The sequence below is a fragment of the Govania unica genome (assembly GCF_027920805.1).
Lineage (GTDB): Bacteria > Pseudomonadota > Alphaproteobacteria > Sphingomonadales > Govanellaceae > Govanella > Govanella unica.
This window is the reverse complement of the sequence record NZ_JANWOI010000001.1, coordinates 943,218-956,245: the sequence shown is the minus strand read 5'-3', so window position 1 is coordinate 956,245 and position 13,028 is coordinate 943,218. Positions and strand designations below refer to the sequence as shown.

Genomic DNA, 13,028 nt, shown 5'->3' with positions numbered 1-13,028 from the left:
AAGGGCGCTTCCGTGCAAATCATCGTTAAAAATAAATCGCTGTGATCAGGCCGAAAGCGGGCGCATGGGAGTGCGCGGCATCTCATTTCCGGCGGAGGTATTTGCCTGCGGTGCAGCCGCATAATTACCCTGCGGTGCAGCGCCATATTGAGCCTGCGGCTGAGGCACTGCACGGGCGGCAAGCCCTTCCATAATGGCCCGATTGACGTCGATAAGCGCGTCAATATCCGCACCATTGCGAATGACGTCAGAGGTATAGCGACTGACCCACATGCCGATCGAAATGATCCGCGCCCTCAGGTCCTTCGGCAATTGATTGCCTTCGGCGCTGCAGTCGCTTGTGAAGGTGGACCACATACGGCGGTTCCAATCGAGCGCCTTGACATATTCGCCGTCACGCGTGCCATGTTCTTTTGCCCGCGTGAGCGCCGAGGTCACCTGTGCGAATAAGCGATATTCCACATCACGCGGCGTTTCAGTCGCGCTTTGAGCCTTCTGATACGCCGTAAGAGACATAATTCAACCTTTCGTCCTCATAGGCGAAGAGCTTTTTACAAGTCATAAGCGCCCGATAATAGTGATGCTTCATGACATCCGCACTGATCTCGACACAGATCGCAAGCACAGCAGGATCCTTCGTGATGCCCATGAACTCGGTCATGCGAAGAACGAATTCCTCATAGTACCTGTTCATTGCCCCTTCATCGAGATACATCAGCATGATCGGGAAATAAATATGACGCACCGGAGTCGTGACGTCGCCTTCCTGGAGAATGTCCTTTTCCCGCAGGATCGACACCTTGTTTTGAATGACAAGGCTGGAACGGCGATCGCCATTGGCAATAACAGCCCCATTGACGACAAATTTCTCGCCCGGCTTCAATGAAATCTTGAGTGCCATTCCCTGACTGGTCCTCGCTCAAAACGCTCCCTCGAAAGGCCTTAAGAAGCGCAGCAACATCTATAATGGCAGTAGTCTGACCTCACACAGTTAACAAGGTCTAAATTGCCACTGGCTTTTTAGAGATATTTCTGTCCTGGCCACTCCCGGCGCTTAGCGCTTTCTTAACCATGAAATGCTTTGATCGACCTTAAGTTCATCAAATTACCAGCAACCGAGTTCCGAACGCCATGACACAAGCGAGCGCCGAGCTTTCGCCGTCCCTGCACTCCCTGCCTGAGGCAACCTTGCGGAAACTCCAGACCCTGCTGACCAAAAGCAAGAAGCATGCCGACAGCGGAGACTGGGCCAGCGCCTCCAAATATCTGGTGGAAGCCTGGAACCTCAATCCGCGCGATTTCGATCTGCTGGTGGCGGTGGCCGAAGGGCTCGGCAAGCTCGGCGTGCGTCGGCAGGCGCTTGAAGTGCTTGAACAGGCCCTCGCCATTCATGGCCCGAAGGCCGATGTGCTGGCTGTGCTTGGCAATCTCGCGTCGGATCTTGAGATGTATGATACGATGGAGAAAATCTATCGCATCTATATCCCGCTCAAGCCCGATGACCCGACCGGCTACAATAATCTGGCAAGCGCCCTTGAAAAACAGGACAAGCTCGACGAAGCCATCGATTTCCTGCAGGAGGTCATCCCCCTGTTTCCTGATATCGCATCACTCTGGAACACGATCGGCACGGCGGTGTCGCTGCGCGATGGCTATAAAGCCTCCATCCCGTTTTATTCCGAGGCTTATCGGCTCGCGCCCGAATCCTACAACGTCCTCAATAACATCTCGCTGGCCTATGAACATTCGGGCAATCATAAACAGGCGATCCAGTTCGCCAAAAAAGCCATCAAGGTCAATTTCAAGAACTGGAACGCCCATATGGGCCTGTCCTCCTCGGCGCTGGCCACCGGCGACCTTCGCACCGGCTGGCGCGAATATGAATGGCGTAACAAGCCGGGGGCTGCGAACGCGCTTTACTACACCCATGAACATGCGGACTGGAAAGGCGAGTCCCTCGCCGGCAAGCGGTTGCTCATCTGTCCCGAACAGGGCCTCGGTGACGAAATTCTGTTCGCCGCGAGCTATCCCCGCCTGACCGCCGAAGCCGAACAGCTTTATATCGGCTGCGACCGGCGGCTGGTGACGCTATATCAACGCTCCTTCCCGACGGCGGTCATTGGCGCTTATGGCGACGGGTTTCACAATTCCTATCGCTACCGCAGCATGCCGACGCTGCAAAAGGACCTGCCACCCGCCGATCGCGCCATTGCCTGCGGCAGTGTGCCGCTGCATCGCTGGAAAAGCGTGGCGAGCATCCCGGACAATGTGGACGGCTTTCTGATCCCCGATCCCGAGCGTCTCGCAGTCTGGCGTACCCGGCTTGCCGATCTCGGGCCCAAACCCAAAATCGGCATCTATTGGCGAAGCGGCAAACAGAACGCCCGCCGCAACAAACATTACGCCCCGATCGAGGTCTGGGGCCCGGTCTTTGCCGCCTTCCCCGACGTGGATTTCATCAATCTTCAATATGGCGACTGTGCCGACGAGCTCGCACTGGTCCGGGATCAGTTCGGCGCCACCATCCATCAGTGGGATGACGCCAATCTCAGGGACGACCTTGAAACCGTAGCCGCGCTCTCGAAAGCCGTGGACCTCGTCATCGGCCCGGCGAGCGCCCCCGGCATGTTCAGCTTTGCCGTCGGCACCCCCACCTGGTGGCTGTTGCCGACGCGCCCCTGGTGGAGCTTCGGCGCGAACGAAGTCACGCCCTTTTTCTCCAAGGGCCGCATGCTGATCGGCAGCATCGACGATCCCTGGGATGGCCTGATCCCGCGCCTGATCCAGGACCTGCGCGGGTACCTGGATCAAAACCGCTCCGGCTCGCTATAATCCATCCCTCAGCGCCAGTAGCCCCGGACCTGAGGAAAGGACAGCAGATGACCGCCACAGCCAAAAATTCCCCGCTCTATCTCGATGATCTCCACGAGGGCGATGTTTTCACAAGCGGAGAGCATGCGCTGGACATGCCGCAGATTCTGGATTTCGCCCGGCAATTCGACCCCCAGCCCTTTCATCTCGACGAGAACGCAGCGCGGGACACGTTTTTTGGCGGCATCGCCGCCAGCGGCTGGCATACCGCCGCGATCACCATGCGGCTGATCGTGGACAGCGTTCCCTTGGGGAACGGCATCATCGGGGCTGGCAGTGACGTCTCCTGGCCGCGCCCGACCCGACCCGGGGATGTGCTCCATGTGGTCAGCACAATCCTCACCATCGCGCCGTCCAAATCCAAACCCGATCGCGGACTTGTCACCGTTCAAAGCGAAACCCTCAATCAACGGGGGGAGGTTTGCCAGCGCTCCGTCGCCAGGCTGCTGGTGTTCAAGCGGCCCTGACGAGAGACCGTGCCGGTCGTATAGATACCGCACAGTCACATCGCCGGTCCGAAGGGCATTGAAGGTTTACCCCTTCCGGCCTCAGATGCTAACCTGCCGGACTCAAAACCCAGCAAGTTAGCCGTGAGGACCGTATGAAGCTCTGGAAATATGATATCGCGCTTGATCCCGCACCGATCCTGATTGGTTTCCTGCAAGGGCTTGGCTTTTATCTCCTCTCCCAGAAGTTTACGGGCGTTCCCCTTGCCGCAAGCCAAGCGGCCACGTTGTTCCTGATCCTTGCGCCCACCGCGCTCATGCTGGCCATCCGTGAACAGAGCCGCCTCCGCGATGCGATCGCAGCCTACGCCGTCGGAGCCTTTTATGCCGGGCTTTACCTTCTGTTGCAGACCCTCACCGACCCCACGACCTTAGGGAACGGCCTTGGCCTCGCGGCGGTCAGCGGCAGCTATATCCTGCTTTGTTTCTATCAGGCGAGCCGGGGGCATAGCTGGCGGAAAATCCCCTATCCGCGCCTGTTTGAAGCCGCCTGGGCCAATCTGCTGGTGCTGATGCTGTCGGCTGTCTTCACCTTCGTGGTGTTTCTGGTTCTTTTCCTCTGGGGCCAGTTGTTCAGCCTGATCCGCCTCGATATTTTCAGCGAAACCTTTGCCAAAAACTGGTTCTGCTGGCCTTTTTACAGCGCTGTGTTCGGCCTTGGCATCACCCTGCTGCGGGAGCTTGACGGCCCTATTCTCGCGGTCCGCCGTCTGATCCTTGCCACCTTCCGCATCCTTGCGGTGATTGTGGCCTTTGCCGGATTGCTGTTTCTGCTCGCCCTGCCCTTCACCGGCCTCGCACCGCTTTGGGCCACGCAACGGGCAACTCCGATCCTGCTCAGCATGGTCATCGCCTTCGTCATTTTCGTGAACGGGGCCATACAGGACGGCCGCGAACAGCGCCTGTTCTGGCGTCCGGCGTCCCTTTTGGTCAAGGCCTTCATGGTGGCTTTGCCGATCTATGGGCTGCTCGCCTTTTATTCGGTCTGGCTGCGCGTCAGCCAATATGGCCTGACCCCCGACCGGGTGACGGCGCTGGTGCTGACCTGGCTCACCGTGGCTTATGGCTTTGCTTATGCCACCACAGTCCTGTTCCGTCGGCGCGTTTGGATCGACTCCCTGACCATCATCAACCCACGTCTTGCGCTGCTGGCGGTTCTCCTCGGTATTCTCCTGCATGTCCCTGGCTTCGATGGCATGACCCGTTCGGCCCATAACCAGCTGTCGCGGTTGCAAACCGGCAAGGTCGCGGCCGTCGATTTCGATTTCGGCGCGCTCAAGTTCAATCTCGGCAAACCGGGGCTGCGGGCGCTCGACAAAATCCGTCATGATCCGAAACTGATGGCCGAAGAAGATGTCAGAACCGCGCTCGCCGATCTTGATGCCGCGAAACATCCCGGCGACTGGCGGACCTCCCAGGACAAGGCACAGAAGGGCCTGACCGGCAGTAAGCGGGAGAAGCTGCTGACCACGCTCGACGAGCTGCCGATTTTCCCATCGAACGCGCTCATGCCGCAACGGTTCCTGCCGGCGCTCCTCGAAATGGCTCCGGATCTAGCCAAAAGCTGCGCCAACCGCGACCTTGAAACGACCTCGCCCTGCGCCATCATTCTGCTCGACTTCAACCGCGACGGTTATGACGACACCGCTATCTGGACCGGCGGCAACAGCGTCACCCTGTTTATCTGGAACTCGCCCAAGGATCGCTATGAGCCGCCCCTGACCCTGAGCGCGCCCCACCCGCTCAGCCTCGAAATCCTGCGCGCGGCCGATCAGACGGGACAAATCCGTATCGTTCCTGCCCGCGTCGACAGCCTGATCATCGGCAACAACCGGTTCGACTGAGAGGAGGGCCTCCTCTTGCCTTCGATGGCAAAGCCTCCTACTTTCAAATTCAAACGTTCATTTGAGACTCGACCCACAAGAGATCCTGACGCCCATGAGAAAATTCACCGGCACTGACAATTACGTTGCCACCGACGATCTGAAAATCGCCGTCAACGCCGCGCTGACCCTACGACGCCCGTTGCTGATCAAGGGTGAACCCGGCACCGGGAAGACCGTGCTTGCGGCCGAGGTAGCGCGGGCCATGGGTTTTGCCCTGCTTGAATGGCATGTCAAATCCACCACCAAGGCGCAGCAGGGCCTTTATGAATATGACGCCGTCTCACGGCTGCGCGACAGCCAGTTGGGCGACGCCAAGGTTCATGATATCCGCAACTATATCCGCCGCGGCAAGCTGTGGGAGGCGTTCACCGCCGAAACCCCGTCCATCCTGCTGATCGACGAAATCGACAAGGCCGATATCGAGTTCCCGAACGATCTTCTGCAGGAACTCGACCGTATGGAGTTCTTTGTCTATGAGACCGGCGAAACGGTGAAGGCCAAGGACCGCCCGCTCGTCATCATCACCTCGAACAATGAAAAGGAACTGCCGGACGCGTTTCTGCGCCGCTGTTTCTTCCATTACATCAAGTTCCCCGACCGCGAGACGATGAACCAGATCGTCAATGTCCATTACCCCGATATCCGCAAGGACCTGACCCGCGAGGCCTTGCAGATTTTCTATGACATCCGCGACGTGCCGGGCTTGAAGAAAAAGCCGTCCACCTCCGAATTGCTCGATTGGTTGAAGCTTTTGATGCATGAAGATCTTCCGGTCGAGCTGTTGAAGGAACGCGACCCGAAAAAGCTCATCCCGCCGCTCCATGGCGCGCTCCTGAAAAACGAGCAGGATGTGCATCTGTTTGAACGCCTCGCCTTTATGGGGCGGCGCGACGGCCGCTGAGGCAAAGCCATGTTCACCAATTTCTTCTTCGCCCTCAGAGACGCCCGGGTGCCGGTCACCCTCCGCGAATATCTGACGCTGCTTGAGGCGCTGAAAGCCGGGCTTGCCCGCTTCAGCACTGAGGATTTCTATTACCTCGCCCGCGCGACCCTCGTGAAGGACGAACGCAATCTCGATAAATTCGACCGCGTGTTCGGCCATATGTTTCAGGGCCTCGAAAGCACCGGACTTGAGGAAGAAAGCGTCGAAATTCCCGAGGAATGGCTGCGCAAGCTGGCCGAGCTCATGCTCACCGAAGAGGAAATGAAAAAGATCGAGGCCATGGGCGACTGGGACAAGCTCATGGAGACGCTCCAGAAACGCATGGAAGAACAGGACAGCCGCCATCAAGGCGGCAGCAAATGGATCGGCACCGCCGGAACCTCGCCCTTCGGCGCCTATGGCTACAACCCCGAAGGCGTGCGTATCGGGCAGGACAAGGGCCGCCATGGCCGCGCCGTCAAGGTCTGGGACAAACGCGAGTTCAAGAACCTCGACGATACGGTCGAACTCGGCACGCGCAATATCAAGGTGGCCTTGCGCCGGTTGCGGAAATTCGCGCGGCAGGGTGCGGCCGAAGAACTCGATCTCGACGGCACCATCAAATCAACGGCGCACAAGGGATTCCTTGATATCCACATGCGGCCCGAACGCCACAACACGGTCAAGGTGCTGCTGTTTTTCGACGTCGGCGGCTCCATGGACCCGCATATCAAGATGTGTGAGGAACTGTTTTCAGCCGCGCGCAGCGAATTCAAGCATATGGAATATTTCTACTTCCATAACTGCCTCTATGAGCGCGTCTGGCAGGACAACAAACGGCGGACCAGCGAAATCCTCGCCACCCATGACCTTTTGCACACCTACCCCCATGACTATAAGGTCATCTTCATCGGCGACGCCTCCATGAGCCCCTATGAGATCGTCTATCCCGGCGGCTCGGTGGAGCATTGGAACGAAGAATCCGGCGAAATCTGGATGCGCCGCCTGCTTGATATTTATTCCCGCGCCATCTGGCTCAACCCGGTGCCGGAAAAATACTGGCCGCACACCGCGTCCATCTCGCTGATGCGCGACCTCATGGGCAACCGCATGTATCCCCTGACCCTAGAAGGCCTCGACCAGGCCATGCGGGAATTGATGCATTAAACTAAAATCAGGGCGACAGACGCAGCCTAAATAGCTCAGACCGCAAGCAGCAAGCTGCCGAATATAACGGCGGCTGCAATCAGGATCATAAGCAGCCCACGCCGCAGTTCCGGGGAGCTGTGCTGATTGCGCGGCGTGGTGATGACGTCGACGCTGCGGTAGATGCTGCGGCTTTTCAGATGATTGCGTGCGACGTCGTAAATTTCCTGCAAGACCACCACGGGAGCGGAAGAGGCGCGCGCGGCCACGCGCCGGGCAGCAGCGATGGCCAGCACTTCGTCGTCGAACACGGCTTCCACGCGCCAGTTGTCCTGGCGCTGCACACGCACTTCATAAGCGGTATGGGTTGTCATGTGTCTGTCTGTCCTGTCTCGGTAGTCTGTTTATCAGCAAAACGATAGTTAATCCCGCCGAGCACATGGGTCGCCCGGATGCCGTCGATCGACAGCGGCAAAAGGATCGAACGACCAAGCGCCGTCCGCCCATCCAATTCAAACACGCCACCGATACTTAAAGGTACCGGCCGGTCGATCACCTGCGGCAGACTGCGAAACAATTCTGTCAACAATATACCGCGAGGGATTTCGGCCAGGGTCCGAGCCATTCCATTGCCCCAGTCGCCCGGACAGAGGCGCGGTCCAAGATATCTGAATACCGAAGAATCAATACGATTGCCCAGGGCAATAATCGCGCAAGACTCCGCGTCCTTGCCCATGGCCTGCAAATTCATGTCTTCAGGTTCAGGAAATTCCCTGTCCCCACGCATCAACTGCCAATAGTCTAGCAAGCGAAGTACGAACCTCCGCTCTTCACTTTCAGGAAGATACATTCCCCAGCTCCTCCCTGCTCAAGCCCTTCTCTAAACCTGCCCCCTCTTATTTTATTAAAATAAGACCACACTTATTAACATTATAATAAAGGGACAAAAAAAGACAAGGAGGTGCCGCCTGTTAGCAGCATCACTTAAGCCAAAGCACCCGCGAAACCACCCACCGGCTGTTTCGCGGGGGTAAGATCAAGCAAGACCGGTGCCCCTCAGGGCCGAGACCGAGAACCGTTAACGAACTTTGGTGTGTTTATCGATGGCCTGTTGCAGGCCGATCTTGAGCGCCTGACCACCCTGGCCACCATCACCCTGCAATCTTTCGTTGATCACAACGCGCATGGAATCGATATGCACCTTGATGATTTCGATATGACTGTCGGTCATCCCGGCCGTCACGCCGGTAAAATTATACAGCGAATCCGCAAAGTCGGTAATCAGCGGATAATTGAAGGTGCCACCCTGCCCTTTCATATCATGGGCAATGCGACGGATTTTTTCAAACTGCAAACGCCGTTCATGGGGCGTATCAACCGCGCGGCGATGCTCTTCCGACAGTTTCAGCAACAGCGTTTTGACCCAATCGGGGTAATCCTCGATCATGTCTTCAAGTGCCGCTTGCGCCCGCGCCAAGGCCGCCGGATCGATATCGATCAGCACACCGGGATCAAGCCCGAGACCCACTGTCTTTTCCTTCAAATGGTTCTTGAACCGATAGTAGCGAACCTTGATCGGCGTCTTCGCTTCATTAACCATGTATCACCTCCACGCCGTCACTGTCGTCTTTGAGAATGCGCCGATCCTTGCCTTCAAACGGCATATTCTGCCGCCGCCGGTCGGGTCCGAAATAATCCTTGGTATGCACAAACTGACGCGGCTTGACGATAATGCCCATGAGCTTTTGAGCCAGCGCGTTGATGGTGAACGGCTTGGCCACCACTTCATTTGCGCCCATGTCGCGCGCTTCCTTGACCCGCGCCGGTTCAGAATAGCCCGTGATCATGACAAAGGGAGCAAACCGGTTCGGCGATTCCTTGTGCCGTCGCACCCAGCGCAGCAGCATCATGCCGTCCACAGGCGACATATCCCAGTTGGAGATGATGATATCGACGGTCATCACCCCCGCCTTCATGGGATCGGCTTTGACCAGCTTGAGGAACTCGATGGCGTCGCCACCATGGTCCCGAGTGGTCACCTTGCCGACGCCAAGAATTTTCAGACTGTTGACCAACAACGACCGAATGAACGGGCTATCCTCAACCACAAGGACACTCATCCGTTCAAGATCAAGACCACTCATATCTCTACGCCCATAATCTACTGCCCCGCCCAAGCTGGCGAGTGTCTGTTCGCGCCCATACTGCCGCGCAGGTCCCGCAAGCGCAATTCAATATCTGGGGGTTCATCAAGAAAACACTATCGTCGTTAGGGTCTTAGATGACTATTCAACGCCGCCAGTTCCGCCACCAAGGCGGTCCCGCGCTCAGCATCCGCAGCATTGCAGAGGGCTGCGAGCCGCTCTGCGCCGACCGTCAAAGCCGCGCCCTTGAGCTTATGGAGGACATCCCGCTGCTGCCCCTCCTCGGTCGCCGCAAGATATTCAGTCACATAGTCTTCGGCATTGGTCAGGAAAAGATCAATCAGCTCGGCCATAAAGACAGCATCCCCCCTGGCAAACTCTTCAACAAGGCGCGTATCAAAGCGAGGGATTTCAACATCTGCGGTCATGGCTGGCTCTTAATCAAGAAAACGGACGATCGGCTTAGTCTGCAACAGGAATGTTAACGAACTCCCTCACGGTTTCCCCGAGCGCAATTGCTCCATGCCATCAGGGTTGCTAGACTGCGGGCGATTTGTTTGCAGTTACGTTTGAGAGGGTTACGAATGGCCGGACGGTTTGGCGCGAGCGATGAGCAGAACGACATCACGAGCGACAGCACATCTGAGGTCCGGAGCGCGCGCTCCATCTCCTGGGCCCGCCGCTACTGGCCGCTGTCGGCTGCCGCCGTCCTGAGCATCGCCTGGCTTGCCGCCGCCATCGGCTGGATCATCACCGCCGCGCCCGCGCTTGATATCAGAACCCTGCCGGTAACCGAGACCGCCGCCCTGATCGCCGGGATCATAGCCCCGGTCGGTGTCATCTGGCTGGTGGCGCTGGTGGTCCTCCGCACCGATCCCTTGCGCGAACAGCGTCTCGCCCTGTCCCATGGCCTTCATGATCTGCTGGCCCCGGTCGAACAGGCGGAAAAGCGCGTCGCCACCCTGACGCAAAAGCTTCAGAAACAGATCGAGGCCGTGGACGCGGCGGGCGACATCGCCTCGCAACGCATCACCGTGCTCGAAAATCGCTTTGCCGCCCAGATCCAGACCCTATTCACCGCCACCACCGAGGCCGAAAAATCGGCCGGTGCCCTGAGCGGCCGTCTCGCCGCCGAACGCACCGCCATGGATGCGCTCAAAGTCGCCCTTGGCGACAACGCAGAGACCATCGGGACAATCCTCACCACCACCCGCGAGGCGCTTGAAACCGCCAGTCAGCAAGCCCGCCGCGAAGCCGAAAACGCCAGCGCCCGCGTCCAGACCGACGCCGCCCGCATGCAGGAATCGCTGACCGCCTCAGCCCATGCCATCAAGGATGTATCCGGGGCGCTTCAGGATACCCTCGACGGCCTGAAGAACGGGCTCGGCGATGCCGAACTGAGCGTCGATGCCTTCAGCAAGCGCACCGAAGACCGGCAAGCAGCCTTCCATGCGTCCATCACGGATCTCAGCCGCCAGGCCGAGGGCCTGACCGCGCTTGTGGACCAAAGCGCCGTCAACATCGCGGCGCTCAGCGCCAAGGCCAGCGCCGACACCGCCGAACTTGAAGCCGCCATTGCCCGCCAGACCGGCAGCATGTCCGAAGCCGCCGCCGGCGCGCTCGCCCAGACCACCGAAGCCGGACGCGGCTTTGAAACCCAGGCCCGCGCGCTTGCCAAGATCGCCGCCGACGCCCTGGCCGAAGCCGAAAGCCATATGGCCAATGCCCGCGCCATCACCGTGCGCGATGTGGAGGCGGCCAGCGAAGCCGCCACCCGCGCCGTCTGGGGCCTGGATGAGATCAGCGCCGCCGCGGCTGAAAACCTGACCCGCCGCATCCAGGACGCGAAAACCGCCATCGAAACCCAGACCGAGGCCATGACCCTCGCCCTCGATGCCCGCGCCCATGTGGTTGAAGACTCACTGGCCGCCGCCGCGCAAAAGCTCAAGCAGGCGATCCAGGCCGAAAAGGCCGTGGCCATGACCGCGCTTGAGGATCATCAAACCACCGTGGCCGGAGCGCTTGAGGAACAGGCCCGCGCCGTCCGTGCCGCCGTCGAACGCCAGAACCAGAGCGTCCATGATTCGATCGCCGCTCAGGACAGCGCCCTCAATGACGCCCTCGCCCAGCACACCACTGTCATCCGTGACAGCCTCACCCGCCACGAGGACGCCGCCCGTGACGCCCTCCTCGGCAAGGCCGAGGATATCCGCGCCATCCTCGACGCGCAGATGGAAGCCGCCCGCGCGGCCTTTGAATCCCAGGCGACGACCCTTGATGCCACAGCACTCCGCACCGGCGGCCGTCTGACCGAATTGATCGACAGCCTGCAACGCGACCTCACGGCGCTGAGCGATCGTGCCGCCACAGCGGAAGACCGCCTCGACAAGGCCGGGGCTGGCATTGCCTTCCATCAGGCATCGTTTGAAAGCTTTGCCCGCAGCATCGCCGACCAGTCCGGCATGGTCGAAAGCCTGTCCGCCAATCTCGCCGATCAGGCTGGACGCATGGAACACACAGTCGCCACCGTCAAAGACAGCCTCAACGAAACCACAAACGAACTCGAAAACCGCCTGACGCTTTTGGCCAAAGTCGCCGGGGATCGTTTGCAGGAAGTGGACGCCGTACGCGGCAATTTCGGCACGGCGGTTGCGACGCTGGTATCGGAAACCGAATCCGCGCTCGCCCGGCTCGCCCAGGCCGGCGACGTGGCCGCCAACCAGCGCGGCGCCGCCACCGGCGAGTTCGAGGCGTTGTTGCGCCGTCTCGCCGCCGCAAGTGACGCCGTTCGTGACGAAATCGGCTTGCTCGGCGAAGCAAGCCGCAGCGCCGAAACCGAAGCGAGCCGCGTGACCACCCTGTTGCGGGCCGAGCAGAACGAAATTCGCAGCCTGTCCGACGGTGTCAATGAAACCGCCGCCACCCTGGAACGCAGTTTCCGCACCCGTATTCAGGGCCTTGAGGGAACCGTCCGACAAATGGAAAAGTCGGCCGAGGATCTGCTGTCGCGGACGGCAAAATTTGAAGCCAGTTTCGCCGAAAGCACCCGCACCAATTTCGCCCGCACCGCGTCTCTGTTGATCGAGGCCCTGGGGTCGGCGGCCATCGACATTCACCGCTCGCTCGACACCGATATCCCGGAAGACCTTTGGCGGCGCTACCTCAAGGGCGAACGCAGCATTTTCGCCCGCAGCACCATCCGCCTCGGCGACAAGGCCACCCGCGAGGCCATCGCCACGAAATACGAAGTCGACAGCGAATTCCGCGATCATACGGAGCGCTATCTGGCTGAATTTCAGGAGCTCATGGCACAGGCGCTCAAATCCGACCCAAAAAGCGTACTCGGCGTGACCCTGATTTCATCGGAACTGGGCAAGCTTTACGTGCTGATCGGACAGTCACTGAAACGGCTGAAATAAGGGGAGTTGTTCGCGCAGCGAGGACGATGGGAGGGAGCGAAAAGGAAGACCTCGATCCTTTCGCTTCGCTCTGGATGACAACAGGGCAATATGTAACAACACACCTATGTCATTGCCGGGCTTGACCCGGCAAT

General features: G+C 59.1%; 13 protein-coding genes. 6 read left to right on the top strand and 7 right to left on the bottom strand.

The annotated features are described in order from the left end of the window. Positions 1-45: 45 nt before the first annotated feature. Both flaF and flbT read right to left on the bottom strand, forming a co-directional pair. Positions 46-516 (bottom strand): flagellar biosynthesis regulator FlaF, encoded by a 471-nt coding sequence (gene flaF / locus NYP16_RS04420; RefSeq protein ID WP_274942899.1) that lies wholly within the window; start codon positions 514-516, stop codon positions 46-48. Further along, the gene (gene flbT, locus NYP16_RS04415) at positions 476-901 is read right to left on the bottom strand and encodes a flagellar biosynthesis repressor FlbT (RefSeq protein WP_274942898.1); all 426 of its coding nucleotides are present in this window, start codon (positions 899-901) and stop codon (positions 476-478) included. The genes flaF and flbT overlap by 41 nt, the downstream gene beginning before the upstream one ends. A gap of 230 nt (positions 902-1,131) precedes the next feature. On the opposite strand from flbT, the gene NYP16_RS04410 reads away from it, so the two are divergent. The 5 genes from NYP16_RS04410 to NYP16_RS04390 all read left to right on the top strand — a co-directional run bounded on the left by NYP16_RS04410 (position 1,132) and on the right by NYP16_RS04390 (position 7,352). Continuing rightward, positions 1,132-2,832 carry a tetratricopeptide repeat protein gene (locus NYP16_RS04410; protein WP_274942897.1) on the top strand — a complete coding sequence of 567 codons (1,701 nt, stop codon included), beginning with the start codon at positions 1,132-1,134 and terminating at the stop codon, positions 2,830-2,832. A 47-nt stretch (positions 2,833-2,879) separates the two neighbouring features. Beyond that, complete coding sequence (locus NYP16_RS04405; protein WP_274942896.1) at positions 2,880-3,338, top strand: MaoC family dehydratase; 459 nt, start codon at positions 2,880-2,882, stop codon at positions 3,336-3,338. Positions 3,339-3,472: 134 nt separating this feature from the next. Next, the gene (locus NYP16_RS04400; protein ID WP_274942895.1) at positions 3,473-5,221 is read left to right on the top strand and encodes a DUF4153 domain-containing protein; all 1,749 of its coding nucleotides are present in this window, start codon (positions 3,473-3,475) and stop codon (positions 5,219-5,221) included. Positions 5,222-5,315: 94 nt separating this feature from the next. Beyond that, positions 5,316-6,164, top strand: coding sequence for an AAA family ATPase (locus NYP16_RS04395; protein ID WP_274942894.1), 849 nt, complete (start codon positions 5,316-5,318; stop codon positions 6,162-6,164). A 9-nt stretch (positions 6,165-6,173) separates the two neighbouring features. Then, entirely contained in the window at positions 6,174-7,352 is a 1,179-nt protein-coding gene (locus NYP16_RS04390; RefSeq protein WP_274942893.1) for a vWA domain-containing protein, read from the top strand. Positions 7,353-7,387: 35 nt separating this feature from the next. Here NYP16_RS04390 and NYP16_RS04385 read toward each other — a convergent pair whose 3' ends face one another. The 5 genes from NYP16_RS04385 to NYP16_RS04365 form a co-directional block, all read right to left on the bottom strand. After that, positions 7,388-7,705 (bottom strand): hypothetical protein, encoded by a 318-nt coding sequence (locus NYP16_RS04385; RefSeq protein ID WP_274942892.1) that lies wholly within the window; start codon positions 7,703-7,705, stop codon positions 7,388-7,390. Continuing rightward, the gene (locus tag NYP16_RS04380; RefSeq protein ID WP_274942891.1) at positions 7,702-8,181 is read right to left on the bottom strand and encodes a PAS domain-containing protein; all 480 of its coding nucleotides are present in this window, start codon (positions 8,179-8,181) and stop codon (positions 7,702-7,704) included. The genes NYP16_RS04385 and NYP16_RS04380 overlap by 4 nt, the downstream gene beginning before the upstream one ends. Positions 8,182-8,409: 228 nt before the next feature. Beyond that, positions 8,410-8,931, bottom strand: a complete 522-nt coding sequence (locus NYP16_RS04375; RefSeq protein ID WP_274942890.1) for a hypothetical protein — start codon at positions 8,929-8,931, stop codon at positions 8,410-8,412. Continuing rightward, on the bottom strand, positions 8,924-9,475 hold the full coding sequence (locus NYP16_RS04370) for a response regulator (protein ID WP_274942889.1): 552 nt from the start codon (positions 9,473-9,475) through the stop codon (positions 8,924-8,926). Before NYP16_RS04370 ends, NYP16_RS04375 begins: the two co-directional genes overlap by 8 nt. A gap of 125 nt (positions 9,476-9,600) precedes the next feature. Further along, positions 9,601-9,903: an Hpt domain-containing protein gene (locus NYP16_RS04365; RefSeq protein ID WP_274942888.1), complete on the bottom strand. Its 303-nt coding sequence runs from the start codon at positions 9,901-9,903 to the stop codon at positions 9,601-9,603. Between the two features lie 156 nt (positions 9,904-10,059). Here NYP16_RS04365 and NYP16_RS04360 point away from each other — a divergent pair, with 156 nt between their 5' ends. Further along, positions 10,060-12,894 (top strand): coiled-coil domain-containing protein, encoded by a 2,835-nt coding sequence (locus NYP16_RS04360; protein ID WP_274942887.1) that lies wholly within the window; start codon positions 10,060-10,062, stop codon positions 12,892-12,894. Positions 12,895-13,028: the final 134 nt, after the last annotated feature.